28 protein-coding genes are annotated in these 16,389 nt (G+C 41.8%); all 28 read right to left on the reverse strand.

The window, feature by feature from the left end; all coding sequences use genetic code 11:
* Window positions 1-15 precede the first annotated feature (15 nt).
* Window positions 16-411 (reverse strand): phage terminase small subunit P27 family, encoded by a 396-nt coding sequence (locus tag ACDX78_RS02215; RefSeq protein WP_486024983.1) that lies wholly within the window; start codon window positions 409-411, stop codon window positions 16-18.
* 61 nt (window positions 412-472) lie between these two features.
* Window positions 473-886: an HNH endonuclease gene (locus ACDX78_RS02220; RefSeq protein WP_486024985.1), complete on the reverse strand. Its 414-nt coding sequence runs from the start codon at window positions 884-886 to the stop codon at window positions 473-475.
* A complete protein-coding gene (locus ACDX78_RS02225; RefSeq protein WP_486024987.1) occupies window positions 873-1,211 on the reverse strand; it encodes a hypothetical protein in 339 nt (112 codons plus the stop codon). The genes ACDX78_RS02220 and ACDX78_RS02225 overlap by 14 nt, the downstream gene beginning before the upstream one ends.
* Before the next feature lie 155 nt (window positions 1,212-1,366).
* Window positions 1,367-1,672: a hypothetical protein gene (locus ACDX78_RS02230; RefSeq protein WP_486024989.1), complete on the reverse strand. Its 306-nt coding sequence runs from the start codon at window positions 1,670-1,672 to the stop codon at window positions 1,367-1,369.
* Window positions 1,673-2,149: a hypothetical protein gene (locus ACDX78_RS02235; RefSeq protein WP_486024990.1), complete on the reverse strand. Its 477-nt coding sequence runs from the start codon at window positions 2,147-2,149 to the stop codon at window positions 1,673-1,675.
* Window positions 2,150-2,342: 193 nt separating this feature from the next.
* Window positions 2,343-2,771, reverse strand: a complete 429-nt coding sequence (locus tag ACDX78_RS02240) for a transcriptional regulator (RefSeq protein ID WP_486024991.1) — start codon at window positions 2,769-2,771, stop codon at window positions 2,343-2,345.
* 1 nt (window position 2,772) lies between these two features.
* A complete protein-coding gene (locus ACDX78_RS02245; RefSeq protein WP_486024992.1) occupies window positions 2,773-4,149 on the reverse strand; it encodes a DEAD/DEAH box helicase in 1,377 nt (458 codons plus the stop codon).
* Window positions 4,146-4,427 carry a VRR-NUC domain-containing protein gene (locus ACDX78_RS02250; protein ID WP_486024994.1) on the reverse strand — a complete coding sequence of 94 codons (282 nt, stop codon included), beginning with the start codon at window positions 4,425-4,427 and terminating at the stop codon, window positions 4,146-4,148. Before ACDX78_RS02250 ends, ACDX78_RS02245 begins: the two co-directional genes overlap by 4 nt.
* Window positions 4,428-4,742: 315 nt before the next feature.
* Window positions 4,743-7,184, reverse strand: a complete 2,442-nt coding sequence (locus ACDX78_RS02255; protein ID WP_486024995.1) for a virulence-associated E family protein — start codon at window positions 7,182-7,184, stop codon at window positions 4,743-4,745.
* A 21-nt stretch (window positions 7,185-7,205) separates the two neighbouring features.
* Window positions 7,206-7,529, reverse strand: a complete 324-nt coding sequence (locus tag ACDX78_RS02260) for a DUF3310 domain-containing protein (protein WP_486024997.1) — start codon at window positions 7,527-7,529, stop codon at window positions 7,206-7,208.
* 10 nt (window positions 7,530-7,539) lie between these two features.
* Window positions 7,540-7,977, reverse strand: coding sequence for a hypothetical protein (locus tag ACDX78_RS02265; protein WP_486024999.1), 438 nt, complete (start codon window positions 7,975-7,977; stop codon window positions 7,540-7,542).
* Complete coding sequence (locus ACDX78_RS02270; protein WP_486025310.1) at window positions 7,968-8,144, reverse strand: hypothetical protein; 177 nt, start codon at window positions 8,142-8,144, stop codon at window positions 7,968-7,970. Before ACDX78_RS02270 ends, ACDX78_RS02265 begins: the two co-directional genes overlap by 10 nt.
* Window positions 8,145-8,186: 42 nt before the next feature.
* The gene (locus ACDX78_RS02275; protein ID WP_486025001.1) at window positions 8,187-8,390 is read right to left on the reverse strand and encodes a hypothetical protein; all 204 of its coding nucleotides are present in this window, start codon (window positions 8,388-8,390) and stop codon (window positions 8,187-8,189) included.
* 37 nt (window positions 8,391-8,427) lie between these two features.
* On the reverse strand, window positions 8,428-9,096 hold the full coding sequence (locus ACDX78_RS02280) for a sigma-70 family RNA polymerase sigma factor (RefSeq protein WP_486025003.1): 669 nt from the start codon (window positions 9,094-9,096) through the stop codon (window positions 8,428-8,430).
* A gap of 12 nt (window positions 9,097-9,108) precedes the next feature.
* Window positions 9,109-11,067 carry a DNA polymerase gene (locus ACDX78_RS02285; RefSeq protein ID WP_486025005.1) on the reverse strand — a complete coding sequence of 653 codons (1,959 nt, stop codon included), beginning with the start codon at window positions 11,065-11,067 and terminating at the stop codon, window positions 9,109-9,111.
* Window positions 11,064-11,768, reverse strand: a complete 705-nt coding sequence (locus ACDX78_RS02290; protein ID WP_486025007.1) for a hypothetical protein — start codon at window positions 11,766-11,768, stop codon at window positions 11,064-11,066. The genes ACDX78_RS02285 and ACDX78_RS02290 overlap by 4 nt, the downstream gene beginning before the upstream one ends.
* A complete protein-coding gene (locus tag ACDX78_RS02295; protein WP_486025009.1) occupies window positions 11,765-12,484 on the reverse strand; it encodes a DUF2815 family protein in 720 nt (239 codons plus the stop codon). Before ACDX78_RS02295 ends, ACDX78_RS02290 begins: the two co-directional genes overlap by 4 nt.
* Window positions 12,485-12,504: 20 nt before the next feature.
* The gene (locus ACDX78_RS02300; RefSeq protein WP_486025011.1) at window positions 12,505-12,882 is read right to left on the reverse strand and encodes a hypothetical protein; all 378 of its coding nucleotides are present in this window, start codon (window positions 12,880-12,882) and stop codon (window positions 12,505-12,507) included.
* A 21-nt stretch (window positions 12,883-12,903) separates the two neighbouring features.
* The gene (locus tag ACDX78_RS02305; RefSeq protein WP_486025013.1) at window positions 12,904-13,029 is read right to left on the reverse strand and encodes a hypothetical protein; all 126 of its coding nucleotides are present in this window, start codon (window positions 13,027-13,029) and stop codon (window positions 12,904-12,906) included.
* Complete coding sequence (locus ACDX78_RS02310; RefSeq protein ID WP_486025015.1) at window positions 13,029-14,213, reverse strand: DUF2800 domain-containing protein; 1,185 nt, start codon at window positions 14,211-14,213, stop codon at window positions 13,029-13,031. The genes ACDX78_RS02305 and ACDX78_RS02310 overlap by 1 nt, the downstream gene beginning before the upstream one ends.
* Window positions 14,210-14,638, reverse strand: a complete 429-nt coding sequence (locus ACDX78_RS02315; RefSeq protein WP_486025017.1) for a hypothetical protein — start codon at window positions 14,636-14,638, stop codon at window positions 14,210-14,212. Before ACDX78_RS02315 ends, ACDX78_RS02310 begins: the two co-directional genes overlap by 4 nt.
* A 130-nt stretch (window positions 14,639-14,768) precedes the next feature.
* A complete protein-coding gene (locus tag ACDX78_RS02320) occupies window positions 14,769-15,002 on the reverse strand; it encodes a hypothetical protein (RefSeq protein WP_486025019.1) in 234 nt (77 codons plus the stop codon).
* A 6-nt stretch (window positions 15,003-15,008) separates the two neighbouring features.
* Window positions 15,009-15,272: a hypothetical protein gene (locus ACDX78_RS02325; RefSeq protein WP_486025021.1), complete on the reverse strand. Its 264-nt coding sequence runs from the start codon at window positions 15,270-15,272 to the stop codon at window positions 15,009-15,011.
* A gap of 138 nt (window positions 15,273-15,410) precedes the next feature.
* On the reverse strand, window positions 15,411-15,650 hold the full coding sequence (locus ACDX78_RS02330) for a hypothetical protein (protein ID WP_486025023.1): 240 nt from the start codon (window positions 15,648-15,650) through the stop codon (window positions 15,411-15,413).
* Window positions 15,651-15,791, reverse strand: a complete 141-nt coding sequence (locus ACDX78_RS02335; protein WP_486025025.1) for a hypothetical protein — start codon at window positions 15,789-15,791, stop codon at window positions 15,651-15,653.
* Window positions 15,784-15,945, reverse strand: a complete 162-nt coding sequence (locus tag ACDX78_RS02340) for a hypothetical protein (RefSeq protein ID WP_486025027.1) — start codon at window positions 15,943-15,945, stop codon at window positions 15,784-15,786. The genes ACDX78_RS02335 and ACDX78_RS02340 overlap by 8 nt, the downstream gene beginning before the upstream one ends.
* Complete coding sequence (locus ACDX78_RS02345) at window positions 15,942-16,139, reverse strand: helix-turn-helix transcriptional regulator (RefSeq protein WP_486025029.1); 198 nt, start codon at window positions 16,137-16,139, stop codon at window positions 15,942-15,944. Before ACDX78_RS02345 ends, ACDX78_RS02340 begins: the two co-directional genes overlap by 4 nt.
* Window positions 16,140-16,156: 17 nt before the next feature.
* Window positions 16,157-16,339 (reverse strand): helix-turn-helix domain-containing protein, encoded by a 183-nt coding sequence (locus ACDX78_RS02350; RefSeq protein ID WP_486025031.1) that lies wholly within the window; start codon window positions 16,337-16,339, stop codon window positions 16,157-16,159.
* Between the last annotated feature and the right edge of the window lie 50 nt (window positions 16,340-16,389).

Consider the following 16,389-nt stretch of genomic DNA (forward strand, 5'->3'; position numbering starts at 1 on the left):
TCACCTCACCTACATTTAACTAATCATGTCTTCCATTTCTGGGTCATTTCCTTCCCCCCTCCCACTCGCTCCTTCACCTTTATTCTTATCCATGCGGATCCTTGAAGCTGGGGTGAAGCCTAATTCTTTAGCAATGGTCTGCATACTCCCAGCAGCATCTTTTGCAATCGACACTTCAGGGCGTTGTTGCACATATCCGTTTGGTGTTTCGAATGTATAGCCTTCATCCATGAGTATTCTTTCACATCGTTTCCATTTAGCGTAAGACTGACAATAAGCTTCAAGTGCTTTCAGGTCTACTTCATTGAATCGGCTTTCGTCGAGCAGAGGCAAGACTCTTTTCCACTCAGTTTTCGCCATACCATCTAGCCAACCTGGCACTCTATATTTTTTACTTCCATTTTCCTCCAATTATCAACTCCCCCCTATCCTAAAAACTGAAAAAGTTGCACGGTCGATGGGGGGTGGGTTCTCAGAGCTTTTCTTGAGAAACTTTTGACCTCCCCCTCCCGAACTTTTTCTTATCTTCAGCTGTTTTTTTGTTGTGACAATCGTGACAAAGTGGCTGACAGTTATTTACGTCTAGCCGTTTTGACCAATCAACCTCAATGGGTATGATATGGTCTGTCAAGTCCGCCGGAGATAAGTCACATTGAATACATAAGTAATGGTTCTTGGCTCTAACATATTCAGAGAGTGCTCGCCATTCCTTTGAGTTATAAAACCTTATTACCGCAGGGTCACGATTTGTATTGTAATACCTGTGACGCTTGAGTTCCTTTTCAATCTGAATGTGTTGGTGCTCTTCGCAATAAGATTCCTTTGTAAGATTGTTGCATCCGAACTCATTGCAGATGCTGTGAGGTTTAGTACTAGTCTGCGGCATGGTCTTTAATTCTGCGCTCGATTTTATTTACAGCAGGATATCCATTGTCCATATCTGCATGCTCGATCGCATAAGACAAGCCGCCCGGAAAAGATGTATCAGTATCCCAATCAAAATGAATGTGTATTTTTTTCGTGATCTCTTCCCCTTTGTAAAACACTTTCGGTACGGAGGTTTCATCTTGGAGTTCGATAACCAATAAAGGCTTATTTGCTGCTTGTATTTTTGAATAAGCTTCTTTCAAATCTCTTTGAATGTCTGTCATTTTCCTCATTTCTCCATCGGCATTCATTATATTTATTCCTAAATCTTGTAGTGAAATCATTATCTCTATCTCCTTTTATATAAAATAAAAAGACACCTACAATTAAGTAAGTGTCTTCAGCTTATTTATTATTTTCATCATCCAATCTAATACTTTATATACACCAAGTGATTTACCTAATTCCATAATGAAGTCGTCCGAAGGATTTGAGTTCATCACACCACTTCCTTCTGCATCTTCTCTTTCAATGCATCCTTATCCCGATTAAGCAGCTTATCATTCATTTTAATCCTAGCTAATAACTGCCTTGATTCTTCAACAGTTTTGGACTGGGCGTACTGTTTACGTTTTTTCATGTTCCGATTAATATCTCTACGCAATTTAGCATCAGTATAATAAGAAACGTATTCAGTATTACAATCAGGACAAGTGAAATAATGTTTATGGATTTGGTTCTTTAACACTTTTGTTTTTAAATCCATTTCAAACTGCGAAAAACAATCATCACATTCTACTTGCATTTAATCACTCCAATCTAAATGGGAGAATGTTTCTTCAATCTCTAGTAGTTCATCAAGAAATTCACTGAATGCTTCTTGTTCTTCTGGTTTCAATACATCCAGTAATTGATCTGTGTTTCCTCTAGCTACATCTATACCGTTTGTATCTATATCTTGAATAACCATATCGTAAAAGTTTGTTCCTGCTTCCGTTGTAAAGGTTTCATAAGTTTCATCGTAATCAGAGATTAAATTGTTTATCGAGTTCAAATAAATTTCTTTTTCAGCTTCCTCTGATTGTTCGTAAGTTTCTTCTCTTGCATTTTCTATAAACTCATCTATGTCAAATTCATCATCTTGTTCACTCTTTACTTCTTCACCTTCGGATTGTTCCATTGGTTCCATCTCTTCAGCATTTACTTCTGCTGATTCTTCATCATCTCCCGAACACCCAACTACAAATAATGCAGCAAACAATATAAATAATACCTTCTTCATAAATCCCCCACTCCTTTATTATTATTATCGGTCAGTTGGAAGGATTATGCAATACCAAATTATTGACACAGCTTACAGTGATTAACCGATGTCTCGATAAATTTATAAGCTGTGTCCTCAGGTATGGGAGATTTTCCTATACTAACATAATATCACGGAAGTAGACTCTCAGAGTGCCAACTTAGTGCCATTTTTATCTTTCACCCAGCTCCTTAGCTATTTCATAGATAAAATGTTTCCTCCAACGGATGGCTGTTCTGCGGCTTGTGTCGGTCTCTTTGGCCACTCCGTCCCATGTTAATTCACCCGGTTTGTCCCAATAATATATTTTGATAACTTCCTGTTTTTCAGGAATTAAACCGGCATACACTTTTTTAATTGCTCCGGAAACCTGCTTCATCCGTTGCAAAGTCTTATGCTCAACCAAAAGAGTAGCTGTCTTTCCGGTTGGATCTCCTGGAATCCTAACTGAGTTAGCTCCTTTTACGATTGTCGGATCGTCCGGTTCTTCCTCGTATGGATCCAATAGTTCTGACTCCGTTAATTCTATCTCTTTCAAAGTTTCGTGAAGGTTATAAACTTCAGCCTCGATGTATTTAAACGTGCTGCGCTTTAATTGCAAGTCATGACCCCTCCTTCACTTTTTCAATTCTTGCTTTAACAGCTTCCAGTAATGCATCTTGGGTAACAGCTTTACCTTGCAAGGCATCTTCCACGTTTTCATCCATGCCCCCGCTGACAATAAGCTTGTGGATAATAACTTTTTCTTTCTGGCCTTGACGGACCAGTCTTGCGTTTGCCTGCTCGTACAACTCCAGGCTCCAATTTAGGCTAAACCAGATAACATGGTTTCCGCCTTCCTGCAAGTTTAATCCGTATCCGGCTGATGCAGGATGGGCAAGCAGTACGTCGATTTCTTTATTATTCCAGTCTGCTTCATCCTGGGCTGTTTTAAGGTCCCGGATCCGTAAGCCTGTTTTGGCAAGTGTTTTTTTAATTCGCTCCCTGTCATGCTGATAGCTGTAATACACGATAACCGGCTGGCCATTTAAGGCTTCAATCGTCTCCTGAAATGCTTCCAGTTTATCGTTATGGATATCTAAAACATTTCTATCCTCGTCATAAACTGCTCCGTTGCAAAGTTGAAGAAGTTTTCCACCTAACACAGCTGCAGAAGCCGCCGTTATTTCCGATTCGTCCACTTCCAGAAGCATCTCCTTCTCCAATTTCTCGTAAGCTCTTTTGGCTTTATCGCTAAGAACAACCGGAATCGTGTTATATGTTTCAGGTGGCAGCTCTATATAATCTTTGGCTTTCATACTGACTACAATGTCCCTAAGCATATCGTAAATTTTCTCCTCGGCTCCTGGTTTCGGTGCGTAAGAGAAAACTCTATCACGGTTACGCTGATCCGGCTCAAAATATCTTTCCCGGAAACCAGTTATTTTCGATCCGAGTCTTTTGCCTTCATCCAGCAAATAAATCTGTGCCCACGTATCAAGTAAACCGTTTGGAGCCGGTGTACCGGTTAGTTCTACAATCCTGTTTATATGCTTCCTTACGCTCTTCAAAGCTTTAAATCTTTTAGACTGGTGATTTTTAAAACTGCTTGATTCGTCCAGCACTACCATGTCAAAAGGCCAGCTGTTCCGGTAATAATCGACAAGCCAGGTAACGTTATCCCGGTTGATAACGTATATATCTGCCGGTGTATTTAGCGCCCGGATCCGCTTGTTCCTGGACCCAAGCACAATGGAAAACCGTAACATCTTCAGGTGATCCCACTTCTTTGCTTCGTTTGTCCATGTTCCCTGGGCCACTTTTTTAGGTGCAACTACCAAAACCTTATTCACTGCAAATCGGTTATATTTTAAATCGTTTATGGCTGTAAGTGTAATTACGGTTTTTCCAAGTCCCATTCCAAGCCATAACGCGATGGCCGGTGTTTGAAGTATCCGGTGGATATTGTATTTTTGATAGCTGTGCGGGATAAACTTCATTTCTGAAGCTCTCCATCAACAAACAAATCCACCAGTTCTTTGCTGTCGATTAAAAACACCTTGCAGCCGAAACCTTCTAAATCCCGCATTTGTTTAATTTGTAAAGGCCTTGGCTTTTTACCTGGTGCTTTTAATTCCACAAAAGAAACTTTGTTTCCGGGAAAAACAACCAACCTGTCCGGCACGCCATCATTTCCAGGTGATTCAAATTTATAAGCTTTACCTCCGGCTTTTTTAACTTCTTTTCTCAAGTACTCCTCAATGTCTCTTTCTCTCAATTTACAAACCTCGCTTTCTAACATGTCTACTTTCTCAACCGCGCCCGCGTACAAGCGCTATATTAGGCGTACAGGCAGTTACTATATACGCCTAATCCATCTATATTACCTATTTATATACTTTTATATATTTAAGGTAGACAAGGTAGACAAAGTAATATAAATATAGATATATCAAGGGTTTAGCTGTCTACTTTCCCCGTCTACTTTCTCACTTTTCAAAGTAGACAAGGTAGACATTTCCATTTTTTACAAGGTAGACAATACAGGGTCAAAGTAGACAATTTTAAGGCAGAAGGTAGACAGCTTTTAACCCTAAAATATTCTTACGTATCCACCTTTTACTTTTCCGTATGGGCCGTACCTGAAAGGTGTTGCTTTCTTTTCCCAACCTTCTATGTTGCTTAAGATGTCGTTAATCCGCATTGTCTCTGATCGTTTTAAACGGTTTACTTTTTCACTGAAACACTCTTCCCATATTTCAGCCGCACATATACGGTCACGATTCATAAGTTCCACGTCACTGCGGCCAAAATCTCCAGACCAATACATTTTCCGAGTAGCCTTATCCTTTTTATACCAATCAACCGGTACTTTTCTTTCAACAAATTCACGTATAATACTTTCCCAAGGATCCTGTTCTGCATGATTCTCCTGCTGCCGCTTTGCCTCCGCTAACAGATCTCCCGTTAATATCAGCGACTCGCCCAGCCGCCAATACATAACTGCCTCAGCCCATAACTGATCAACTTCACCGTCTAAATCATCAAACACGCTTTTAATCGGCTGCTGCACACCTACGTCAACGGGAAGAAAACGCCGGCCGCCTGTTGGATCCTTTAAATAATCACTTCTATTACTGGTGCCAAAAAACACGTTTTTACGTGGATGCTTTTCCGTTTTACGTGCATAAGCTGCCCGGTAATGATCTTCAGTCCTTGTTAAAAAACCTTTGATGGTGTTTAAATCTGATTTATTGTAAGCACTCATTTCACTGATTTCTACTATCCATACTCCTTGAAGTAGTTCAGCCGCATCTTTACCTTCAAATGATTCCAGGGCATCACTAAACCAGGTCTGCCCCATTTTATGGATCAAGGTGGATTTACCCAATCCCTGCTCCCCGGTTAGTACAGGCATGGTGTCGTGTTTTATTCCGGGACTCGTGGCACGGGCTACAGCTGCAGTAAATGATTTACGGGTAACGGCACGCGAGTAAGCCGTGTCTGCAGCACCCAGATAATCAATAAACAGCGTATCCAGCCTTTTTACACCATCCCATTTCAAACTGTGTAAGTAGTCGGTAACCGGATTAAAAGCGTGCTTTGCGGCGCATTGACTTAAAGCATGCATCATTTTTTCTTTGGATTGGAAACCTAAAATCTTTTCCAAGTAAATAAGTAATCCGGAGTCGTCATTTTCCGACCATTTAAATTCCCCTTCTTGGTTGTTTCTGGGCGCCCAGGGCAACGGCGCAATACCTACAATGGAATCTGCAAAGTCATCTAATAGAATCCTGCCCTTTAAATTATTTTCTCCCTCAAGCGCAATTAATATATTCTCAATTGTCTTTTGCGGCTGTCCGGTGGAAGGATGGATCTTAAGCATTTTTATCCAGCTGTAATCTTCCTTTTTAACCTCGGATCCCGGGTTATCCTCCGGAGCATCCGCTGCCGGATCACCGAAATCCGCAATAGCCTGTTCGTACCGTTCCTGGTTAATAATTTCAGCTACTCCCGCATCATTTAAAGCAAAAGCGCTCATCTGCGTAAATGAAGGCAGCTTATTAACCGGAGTTTCCGGCTTGGCATCGTCGTCCTCATCTCCGTACTTATGCAACCGTACCAGGTCAAAAGCATTTACTAATTTACCGCTGCAGGGATCCGTAGCATGGTGAGAGTAAAGGAAAAGCCCATCATCGTATATCACGGCACCGCCTACAGTGGATCCGTCTACAAACGTATACCTGCCATCATCAGTGGGCTCATATACACCGGGTAAAAACGTCTGAATAGCGCTGTGGATATCATACTGCCGGCAAAATGCGCCGATAACGCCACGTTTTTCAAGCGGATTACCTTGTTTGGCTGCAAGCCTTACATGGGATTCACTGGCTCCCGGCACCTGTGGCCACTCTTGAATGTTTCGCCAGTCAGTGTACATGGAAAGTAACCCATCAACATCCAGAAGCGGCTTATCAGCGAACTGGAAAACATACTGGCTGTCAGCTGAAACACTTGGCCAGTACATCAGCCTGGAAGCTTCAAATGTGGTAGGGTCTGCCAAGGACATCCCGATGATGGAAGCCAGTTTCCGGGCTAACGGCTCGTACTCATCCGCTGTAGCAGTCCGATTAATAGGAACAAGAGCACGTAACCTTGGTTTGCCCGGCTCATGCTTCCTCGTGCTGTACGTGGCATAAGCACACCCTAAGCCTTCCAAGCGCTTCAGTACGTCCTCTGTGCCCCCTGCTGGGATGTTATCCAGGTCAAGGGTTAGTACGTCCCTACCGGACACATTGGAAGCTTTTCGCCGGTGGTTTTTAAGTTCACCGGCGACAAAACCTCCTACGTCTTTAAGATCATCTTGCTGGCGCTTCGGCATTTTGAGATATTCTTCAAGCGTTTCTGTGCCCCTCACAGCTGTCCGGAGACGATCTACTAAGTCAGACCAATATAAAGTTTGTGCTGGCCACTGGGTAGCCCTGCGGCTGTTCCCCGCGGAAATGGTAATCTGTCTGTCGTATTGTAGTGTCAAAATCTCCTCACCTGCTTTCTATTACCTTCCAGCCTTTTCGTCTTCCTCTATCAACCTATCCAAGTACCATTTGGCTTTTTTCAAATCTTCCACGCCATTTTTATATTGGTACCGGCTTACGTATTTAATGATGTTCCCGACCAGATAGCCCTGATCCCCAGGTAGCTGTTTTGTAACATCCATGATCACATCAATAGTTTCTATCTTCCCCTGCTTGTAGTGCGGCGGGTGATTCACGTTGTCGAGCTTGAGATGTTCAATATTAGGAACTTTGGGCATAGGCACTTCAGGTAAATCCGTAAAAGGGTCTTTTAAACCTGAAAAAGGGTTTTTTAGTTTAATCACTGTATACCTCCTAATCTAAGAAATCGTAATGTATTTCCAATTTGGGTATGCCTTCATAATCTTCAAAATAGTGATTGAGTGGGTAGAGCTCCAGCAAACCGTTTAAATACGGTCTTTCCTTTCCGTACCAAAGCTTAATAGAAGGTAATGTAGTTTCATGAGATTTCTCTATTTTGAAGTCACAGCCTTTCAGCTTTTTTAAATAAGCCTGCAGCAATTTTCCGTTTATGATTAAACCGTCAAAGTCAGCAGGCAATGTGCTTGAAACAGAAAATATATGCAGCGTTCTTTCCAAATGGTTTAACCTTTCCTGATCTGGTGGAATAAGAATGCCCTTGGCCTTTTTCTTTTTCCTCTCCAGAGCGGCAATTTCAGACTTTCTTTCCTGCCGCTCTTTCTTCATCTTTTCCTTAACTTTGGTGGTGCTTCCGACTATTTTTATTTCCATCTCAGTACCTCCTCATAGGCATCATCAAGTCCGGTTCTCTGGGCTTTAAGTTTTACGGCGTTAACAGATCTGCCAAGTTTATTCGCAATACCTTTTATACTAACTACGCCCCATCTATCTTCAAGGTAATCAAGTTCTTCCTGAGACCACTTCTTTCCTCGTCCCATTTACAAGCCTCCTTTTGTGTCGGTTTTTAATCGGACTACTTATTAAATATTGACTACTTCTAACTCCCAATCTTCAATTACTTTTGGCATTAACTTTTTATTGAAATTGAATGTTCCGTTTTCAGCGCATAATATAGAGTAACCGTCATTGTCATATACTGGGTACTTCTCGCCTTCTAAAAAAACTCTATCTTCCGCTTTGAAATTTTCTTTTGGAACTACATAATAAAGTAATTGCTTTTCCATTTTAATTTCCTCCTTGTTTTGTTGCATTTGGTGTCTACTACGACCCAACTTGCTCCAAATACCTCTCACCGATCTGCTTAAGTTGCCTGCTAATCCACACTTGAGAAACGCCTAATTTTTCACTGATAATACGCTGCTGAAATCCTTTCATCCTCATATCAATGATTGTCTGTTCATCTGGATTCAACCGGTCAATAAAATCATTTACAAAAACTACTGAATAATCTGCTTCACTGCCTAACCGGTCCAGCAGCGTGACTTTTTCATTTTCATCGAAAACAGTCTGATCGACTGAATCGACATCCATTCTGCTTAACATAGCAATCTCCACATCTTTTGCAGGAACGTTCATTTTTTCCGCTATTTCTTTTTCCGTACAACCTTCCAAGCCTGCAACGTTTATTTTATTGGCCAGCTCTATAGCTGTTCTGGGAAACCTGACAATTTTCCCTTTATCCCTTATAAACCGCAGCGCTTCAAATTTAATTGTCCTGATCGCATAAGAAGAAAACCTGTAACCTAAGCTTGAATCAAACCTGCGATACGCTTTCAAAAAGCCTATTTTTCCTTCACTGATAAGATCTTCTTGGTCCATACCAACGTTTTTTGCAGTTGGCAGAAACGGCCTTAAAGTTTTATAAATCAATCTGTAATGTTTTTGATAACATTCATCCTCACTTAATAGCTCCCCGTTTATTAGTTTCATTTTGATGCTCTCCTAATCTTTCATATAGTAGTCTGATATAAAGCCATCTGCTTCAAGCGGTAACCCTGGAGCCCAGTCAATAGACTGTCCCATGATTTGTTCAACTGCTGCAAGATCTGCCTGTTCTTTCGGTACGTCCAGTACAACTTCATCATGCACATGCATAACAGTCTGATAGCCTGCATTGTGCAGCCGTTCCAGCGACACAGCCAAGCAGTCCCTTGCAATAGCCTGTACCACGTTCTCCGCCAATTTGCCGCCATAAGTGCCTATTTTTTCAAACTTTCTTGTTGTTTGATTCATGCCCCAGTAGTGGACAGCCTCTTTGCCGAAATCATTTTCAGATAAAAACGGCTTCACATAATACAGTTTCCGTTTACTTGGCAGCTGGATGGTAAGGAAGTCCAAGCCGTTTACAATGTCACTCTCACGCTGCAGAATTAAGCCTTTTACACCTACTGGCTGACCGTCTCGTAATACGGCAAGAGCAGCGTTTTCTAAGCTGTACCATAAATCTACGATTCTTCTGTTAGCTGATCTCCACCGCTTCACAATGTCCGGCAGTTCCTCCTCTGATAAACCCATGTTAAGAGCTCCCATACTGATCAATGCGCCGGCAGCTCCCTGGTAACCAAGAGCAAGTTCAGACACTTTACCTTTCTGCCGGAGGTCAGAACCTTTGGTAATTTCTTCAATTGGAACACCAAACATGGCACTGGCTGAAGCTTCATAAATTTTCCCGTGAGTGTTGAAAACGTCCAGCCGCCACTGCTCACCGGCAAGCCAAGCTATTACTCTTGCTTCAATGGCAGAAAAATCGGAAATTACAAAAGTGTGTCCTTCACTAGGGATAAAGGCAGTCCGGATAAGCTGTGATAAAGTATCCGGTACGTTTCCGTAAATCATCTTTAAACCCTCTTCATTTTTATTCTGAACAATACCACGAGCTAGGCTTAAGGTGTCCATATAGTTTCTCGGCAGGTTCTGTACCTGGACAAGTCTACCTGCCCATCTGCCCGTGCGATTGGCGCCGTAGAACTGCAGCAACCCTCTTGCACGCCCATCGTGTCCCCCGGCATCCACCATAGCCTGGTATTTTTTAATGCTTGTTTTAGACATTTCTTGCCGAATCTCAAGCACGCGTTTTACATCATCTGAAGCAGTCTCGAGTAGCTCGGAAACAGTTTCTTTCTGCAGGTTAGGAACTTCCAAACCTTTACCTTCCAGCCAAGGCTTTAACTGAGCTGTGCTATTGGGGTTATCCAGTCCTGTGATTTTTACAGCTTCTGTTCTTAATTGATCTGTTGTAAGGTTGCTTATGTAGATTGCGCCGTCAATTAATCGCTGGTCTACATTAATCCCGGTAACATTAATCTGCTGATCTAGCTGCCATAATCTTTCTTCAGCTTCAGGTACAGGAAAATTGGAAAGTTTATTTTCGATAGCTTTTTCTACTTCAACGTCCTGCACGCAATAATCTTTAAATAACTCCCACTTTTCCGGTTCATGGTGAGGAAGCGTCCTGGTGCGGTTGCCGTTCTTTTTTGTCGGTTTGGTAGGCGTGCAGAATAACTTAATAAGCGCATTACCTGCTGTCATTTTCTGCTTTTCCTGTGGAAACCCTAACGCTTTTGCTGTTGCTCCAAGACCGGCAGTGAATCCGCAATACATACCATGCAGCATGGTGTCTCTCCATTGATTTAGAGGAGTGTTATAAAACTTGCTTAATGCATACCACTCAAAAGCTGCGTTATAGCTGTGTTTGGTCACGTTTGGATCTGATAAGGCGTTTATAATTTCATCCGGTATAATCTCCCATTTAGTAAGATCTACAATTTTTGTAGGGCGGCCGTCTACCGAATACGCAAAAAGTAGAATTTCAAAATCAGGACTTTGAACATATTTATAAAGCCCGCTTTTTTTAAGGCCCACACTGCTAAATGTCTCTAAATCTATGAATAGTTTATTCATACACTCTCACTCCATTTAGCCCCTTTTTCCAGGTTTTCAGCCGCCCATAAAGGCTGTAAATTTTTATAGTTAAAGCATTCTTTTTGCTGGTCTTCATCAGCCAGGTTAAATGAAGCACATGGTCTTATATGATCTATGTGCCATTCACCGTAATTGCTCCAGGACATCCCCGGTTGAAACTGCTTCTCCAGATGCTTCTTTAAATCCCGAACTGAACAACCTATTAGATCTAAAGTTCTCCCCGATTTGATCTCACCGTTCAGGGCATGGAGCACTCGTCTTCTTAATACATATTTAAGCCGAAAATGAGAATCATTTTTCAAACGTTTACGCTGATACTCAGCAAAATAAGCCGATCTTTCTTCTTTGTGTTTTTGGTAATATTTCTTTCTCTTAGCTTTTATTATTTCTCTGTTTTCTTCCTGATATTTTCTTTTTCGTGCAGCTACTTTCTCCCTGTTTTCTTCTCGGTAAACCTTTACTTTTGCTTTTATCCTTTCTTTATCTCGCTCATAGATCTTTTGTTTCGTAGCCCTGATCTTCTCTTTGTTGTTAACCCGATATACTTTTGCCTGAGCGTTTAAGCATCTTTTGCATCTAGGAGTCAACCCATCTTTTTTCTGGCAATTTTTATTGAAATAGGTGCTTGTCGCGGGGAAAGAATCCCCGCAATTAGTGCACCTTTTTAAACTTTTTATCATATCCCGTACACGCCGCCGTTAATCGGCTGACCTGTTACCGGATCAATCTGCTGTTGTGGTTGCTGCTGTGGCGCCTGTTGTTGATACTGTTGTTGCTGTGGCGGCTGTTGATATTGTTGCTGCTGGAACTGCTGTGGCGCCTGCTGTTGAGGTTGCTGTGGAGCGCCTCCGAAATCACTTGCAGCATCCGGAGCAGATCCGGCCAATGGCTCACCGTCACGTGTTTTTAATACGTTCGTACTGATGTAAACACCAACTCCGGATTTACCAGCAAATTTATAAGGGTTAAAGTTTACCGCGATCTGGCCGTACATACCGCTGTAAACCTCAGTCGGGTCAATAATCTGATTCATGTTTTGGTCAACAACTTTTGGAGGATAATCCGGTTTAGTTGTAGCCGTGAACACCCAGTGACCTTTGCACTCCTCGCCAAACGGCATGCCGTCAGAAGGCTTTACGCCGTCACCGTCGTGGATCGGAATTGCTACGTTTGGAGGGATAACTCCGTTCCAGTTTTTCTCTTTCCCTTTCTGTTTAGCTGCTTCAATAGCTGCATCGATTTTTGCTTTTGTAGCCGTATCAGACTTAGGCAAAAGAACAGTAACACTGTATTTTGGCTCCCCGCCATACTGCCCCTCGCTTGGCTTCAAAAGACTTACAAAACTGAAACGTACCTCACCTGTTACTACTCTTGTTGGATTTGCTTGATTTGACATTTTAAAATCTCTCCTTTTTTTTATTCGCTTATTTTAAAATTAAATGCTTCTTCTGGTTTTTCCAATGTGTCGAGAATCGCTTTCCAAAGAGTGCTTTTTCGAATTACTCTTTGAAAAAAATCATCTCCATCTTTAAACTTCTCAATTAAACTGACATCGTTACAGTTTAACCAATAGCGGTCTCGTTTCCTATAAAGGAAATAGAGTACATTTTGAAGGTGGTCCTTATCCATGTTTTCCAATTCGTGCTTTGTTCCGTAGCCGTCTATCCAAAAAGTATTATTCAGCACATTTTCAGTTTTATATGGGTTAAATCTTTTATTCTGTTTTTCACTAAGTTTCAATTCAGCCAAACTGGCATAGTACTCTTCTGCAGCTAATTCTGCCATTTCTCCCATCTGTCTAACCTCCTTTTATTTTTAGTACAGGTGATCGGTGTCGCATTCCTCGCAGCTCCGCGGATGACCCGGATCATCGCCGTCAAGATACTCACCGCAATGCTGGCAAATAAAACCTTCTATTATTAAATCTGCAACTTCTCCCATTACTTGAAGTCCTCCTCTGCACTTATTTCATTAGTGACCGCTTCCCGCTTGTCACTAGCAGGGGCAAGTGTAGGTTTACCTTTTGACTTTTTAACCAGTTCCGGCTCCTCGAGTAACTCACGGTACTGCTTTTTGCCAAGCTGTTTTTCCAGTTTCGGCACCGTCAAAGGAACACGTTCATACAGCATTGCTTCATCCAAGCCGTTTTCTTTTAGATGTTCAAATGCTTTATCCTGGTCAACGTATTGCCTGCTGCCTCTGCCTTCCACAGCCTTCCAACCGGCAATCTCATTGCCTTTCAAACTTTCTTTTAATGCGTAATCCTTTAAAGCCTTTATCCAGGATTCAATAGCAAGTCCTTTATTGAGAAACTCCCCTACCTCTTTATTTGAGATCAGCGGCGGCTTTAAATCTTTGAAATCCTCCAAAGCGGAAAACTCCTCGGCTCTTGCCCGGCAGGTAGCTTTTGCTTTACAAAACTTACAGTGATCCCCGGGCACGTATTCCCCGGTGCCGTCAAAAGCTTGTTGAGCAATAGGTTTGACTTCTTCCCCCCAGGCAAGCAAATCGTCAAGGGGAAGCTCATATTCAGAGATGCTGTCCAGCCTCGGCTGAATGATTGCCAGTTTAATAGTCTTGATCGGGTACAGTATGCTGTAAGCTATATAAGCCCCTAATGCATAAAGCTTCATTTGTGAGTTATCTTCAGCTGATACAGGAATACCTTTGCCATATTTAAAATCAATAACGTGAAGCGTATCACCTCCAATGATGATGCAGTCGGCAGTCCCAAAACCTTCCGGTGCATAATTGCTGTAATCCACCCGCTTTTCAATTGCTACGTAAGGCTGTGAGTCCATGCTGTTGGTAACGTTTTTCAGATAGTCCAAGTATGTTTCCGTATGCTTCAGCATTTCCTTGTGGTAAAGTGTTTCTCCACTAAATTCTTTCTTTTTTAATTGGTTAAGCTGCTTCCGGTATTCACCCTGGCCGATCGGCTCGATGAAATGTTTCCGGGCTTTTAACTCGGCAATTTCATGGGCAAGCTCACCCTCAGCTGTGTAAAAGGTATTCTTATCCTCAAACTGCTCTTCGAGCCGCGCTGAAGGTGTACAGGTGAGCCACCTACTTGAAGCACTGGCAGACAACAGGGCGTGCTTACGATCAGCATGTGCCTGCGTCATATTTTTGCACCCAGCTCTCGTAATTTTGTAGCAAACGCGCCAAACTGCTCTTTTGGAAGCTCTGTTAAGGCTTGTACACCAAACGTACTGTTAAGCAGGCCAAGAAGTTCGTTTTGCTTACCTGCATCCATTAACTGGGTAGCTGCCACGGCAAGCTGATCAAATGTATACTCCGGATTACTGGTAGGTACCGCGCCCTGCTGCTGAGAAGCCTGTTGTTGCTGTTGTTGCTGTACCGGCGGCTGTTGTGTTGGCGCCTGCTGTTGAGCCGGTGCTTCCTGCTGTACAGGAGCCTGCTGTTGCACTTGCTCCTGTTGCTGAGGTGCAGGCTGTTGAGCTGTTTCCTGCCCTCCTGAAATAGCTTGTGCCAGTGCATGAATTGCTGATTCTAAACCCTTTGCCTCTATGTTTAATTTGATTTCCATGTTCTAAAATTCTCCTTTCCGTGGTACAATGACCACATATAGATTTGTTAAATGAGCGCTATATAAATTGTTGCCGCAATTAATAGTGCTCCTCCTATGTTCCAGATAAAGCAAGAAGTGTCATACTCTTTCAAATAGCATCACCTCCTGCTACTTTCACCCAATGAAACTTTGCTACCAATTCTGTGTTCAACGGCATCCCCTGTTTGATGTAACAATCCGTGCAGCAGAATAAATCGGTCTGCGGATGATAAGTACCTTCATCCATTCGAACGTATTCAACAGGGCTCATTTCTTCCTGGTTAGCCTGCTGGACATATTCCGGGATCTCGTTTGGTTTTCTTTTGCAAAATGGACAATGCACTATTTATCACCTCCTAAATCCATCGCTTATAAGGGCGCTCAAGCGAGAAATATCCTTTTGCTTTTTATATTCTTCTTTTGTTAAAATCTCATAGCTAGTTATGCTTTCACTTCTAATACAAGTAATTCGGCTTTCGGTTTGTACACTTATAAACTCAAAATCTTTAATCATGTTTTGGGTACCAATAGTAATCTGACTTATATTTTTGGGTGTAAAAAGGTGATCAACAATGCTTCGGTTACCGACCCAATATTTGACTACGTACTCCAAAAATCTCACCTCCTTAAAATATCCACGGCACAATAGCAACAAAGAATAAAAATATTAAGATCACATAAAACAGCAACTCTTGACCTTCACTTACTTCCTCCGGATCGTCAGCCATAAAAAATGTAATCATCCACCTTCTCAAAAGAAATGCCGCCTTTCGTATTCCATTTTGTTGAATTGATCACGCCGCTGCTTTTTAGCGTTCAATGCCATGAGCGTTTTTAAAGCTGCATTGATTCGAGACAAATGATCTCCATTATGTGTGAAATCAGCTTTAGCAGCGTCCTCCTGCATCTGCAATGTGACCCTCAAAAGTTGCTCCATCATATCAGCCATCATTTCATGATCTTCTAACAGATAGTGATCGCTTAAAGCCATTCACTTAACCTCCTCAAATTCGACGTTTTCATGTTCAGTTGCAGCATCTAAAATAAGATTCAAAGCATCCTCGCTTACGGTTCCGTATTCAATTGTGTATGGACCAAGTTCATCTTCAGTGTGTTTCCAAACTCTATACATTCATCTCACCCTCCCTTTCCATTCGACTTAATACTTCCTCTTCCATTTCGTAATACCAACTTCTTGCACGTCCACCGCCATTAGTAACTAATTCCTGAGCTGCTTGTTTGAAAAGTTTCAGCAAATCCTCATTTGATAATTCCTCATTGGTCATTTTGTTTCACCTCCAAATAAATCATTCAAATTACTTTGAAATATTTTTGCTAATTTCTGCCCCTCCTTAATCGTAAATTCTTTTTTACCAGATTCTTTTTCGTGGTAAGTTTGTGGATGAATTCCAAGTTTTTTGGCCACATCTTTTTGGTGTAAACGATTTTCTCGGCGAGCGATGTACAGTTGATGGTTCATGACGCGTTAACTCCTTTTTAAATACCTAGAATTTTTCGGATATGTTTTACATGCTCCTGAGCTTTTGGACCGTTCCTTTTTCCGTTTAAAATATCTGACAAATAAGGACTGGAAATGTTCAACATTTCAGCTAACTCACTGTGTTTCATTTTCTTTTTATAAAGTTCATTTCTTACTCTGATACTTAAATCTTGTGACATGTTCAACCCTCCATTTCTATTATTTTATTTAATTTGCTATTCAATTAGCG

This window comes from Virgibacillus oceani (assembly GCF_041521345.1).
GTDB lineage: Bacteria > Bacillota > Bacilli > Bacillales > Amphibacillaceae > Virgibacillus_N > Virgibacillus_N oceani_A.

Bases quoted from the DNA above. Each gene is read 5' to 3' on its own strand.
- ACDX78_RS02220 (WP_486024985.1), bottom strand. From the start codon at position 886: ATGCCGCAGACTAGTACTAAACCTCACAGCATCTGCAATGAGTTCGGA.
- ACDX78_RS02225 (WP_486024987.1), bottom strand. From the start codon at position 1,211: ATGATTTCACTACAAGATTTAGGAATAAATATAATGAATGCCGATGGA.
- ACDX78_RS02230 (WP_486024989.1), bottom strand. From the start codon at position 1,672: ATGCAAGTAGAATGTGATGATTGTTTTTCGCAGTTTGAAATGGATTTA.
- ACDX78_RS02235 (WP_486024990.1), bottom strand. From the start codon at position 2,149: ATGAAGAAGGTATTATTTATATTGTTTGCTGCATTATTTGTAGTTGGG.
- ACDX78_RS02245 (WP_486024992.1), bottom strand. From the start codon at position 4,149: ATGAAGTTTATCCCGCACAGCTATCAAAAATACAATATCCACCGGATA.
- ACDX78_RS02265 (WP_486024999.1), bottom strand. From the start codon at position 7,977: ATGGAAATAAAAATAGTCGGAAGCACCACCAAAGTTAAGGAAAAGATG.
- ACDX78_RS02270 (WP_486025310.1), bottom strand. From the start codon at position 8,144: ATGGGACGAGGAAAGAAGTGGTCTCAGGAAGAACTTGATTACCTTGAA.
- ACDX78_RS02275 (WP_486025001.1), bottom strand. From the start codon at position 8,390: ATGGAAAAGCAATTACTTTATTATGTAGTTCCAAAAGAAAATTTCAAA.
- ACDX78_RS02280 (WP_486025003.1), bottom strand. From the start codon at position 9,096: ATGAAACTAATAAACGGGGAGCTATTAAGTGAGGATGAATGTTATCAA.
- ACDX78_RS02285 (WP_486025005.1), bottom strand. From the start codon at position 11,067: ATGAATAAACTATTCATAGATTTAGAGACATTTAGCAGTGTGGGCCTT.
- ACDX78_RS02290 (WP_486025007.1), bottom strand. From the start codon at position 11,768: ATGATAAAAAGTTTAAAAAGGTGCACTAATTGCGGGGATTCTTTCCCC.
- ACDX78_RS02295 (WP_486025009.1), bottom strand. From the start codon at position 12,484: ATGTCAAATCAAGCAAATCCAACAAGAGTAGTAACAGGTGAGGTACGT.
- ACDX78_RS02300 (WP_486025011.1), bottom strand. From the start codon at position 12,882: ATGGGAGAAATGGCAGAATTAGCTGCAGAAGAGTACTATGCCAGTTTG.
- ACDX78_RS02305 (WP_486025013.1), bottom strand. From the start codon at position 13,029: ATGGGAGAAGTTGCAGATTTAATAATAGAAGGTTTTATTTGCCAGCAT.
- ACDX78_RS02310 (WP_486025015.1), bottom strand. From the start codon at position 14,213: ATGACGCAGGCACATGCTGATCGTAAGCACGCCCTGTTGTCTGCCAGT.
- ACDX78_RS02315 (WP_486025017.1), bottom strand. From the start codon at position 14,638: ATGGAAATCAAATTAAACATAGAGGCAAAGGGTTTAGAATCAGCAATT.
- ACDX78_RS02330 (WP_486025023.1), bottom strand. From the start codon at position 15,650: ATGGCTTTAAGCGATCACTATCTGTTAGAAGATCATGAAATGATGGCT.
- ACDX78_RS02335 (WP_486025025.1), bottom strand. From the start codon at position 15,791: ATGTATAGAGTTTGGAAACACACTGAAGATGAACTTGGTCCATACACA.
- ACDX78_RS02340 (WP_486025027.1), bottom strand. From the start codon at position 15,945: ATGACCAATGAGGAATTATCAAATGAGGATTTGCTGAAACTTTTCAAA.
- ACDX78_RS02345 (WP_486025029.1), bottom strand. From the start codon at position 16,139: ATGAACCATCAACTGTACATCGCTCGCCGAGAAAATCGTTTACACCAA.
- ACDX78_RS02350 (WP_486025031.1), bottom strand. From the start codon at position 16,339: ATGTCACAAGATTTAAGTATCAGAGTAAGAAATGAACTTTATAAAAAG.